This window comes from Sulfitobacter sp. HNIBRBA3233 (assembly GCF_040149665.1).
Lineage (GTDB): Bacteria > Pseudomonadota > Alphaproteobacteria > Rhodobacterales > Rhodobacteraceae > Sulfitobacter > Sulfitobacter marinivivus.
In genome coordinates, this window is record NZ_JBEFLP010000023.1 from 1 (window position 1) to 336 (window position 336).

A 336-nucleotide genomic window follows, 5' to 3' on the forward strand; every position below is an offset into this window, starting at 1 on the left:
CAGCGTCACCTGCGGCACGAAGGCCACCAGAAGCAAGACCGCGATCATCACTCCCAGCATAGGCATCAGGGGCCGGGCGATCTGGCCAATCTTCAGCCCGCTTATCGCCGCCCCCACGAAAATCGTGTAGCCGAAGGGCGGCGTAGCCATGCCGATGGTAAAGTTGATCGCGACCATCGCCCCAAACTGGACAGGGTCCATGCCTAGCTGCTCTCCGATGGGTACGAGAAACGACGCCAGGATGATCATTGCAGCAAGGTTGTCCATGACGCAGCCGATCGCCAGCAAAAGCACGTTGATCATCAGCAGATACAGGGTTGGCGTGTCGGCAAACCC

At 59.5% G+C, this 336-nt stretch carries 1 protein-coding gene; it reads right to left on the reverse strand.

Annotation, left to right across the window (positions count from 1 at the left end; all coding sequences use genetic code 11):
- Nucleotides 1-336 (reverse strand): TRAP transporter large permease subunit (locus tag ABMC89_RS19010; protein WP_349570808.1); only part of this gene is annotated, 336 nt, incomplete at both ends.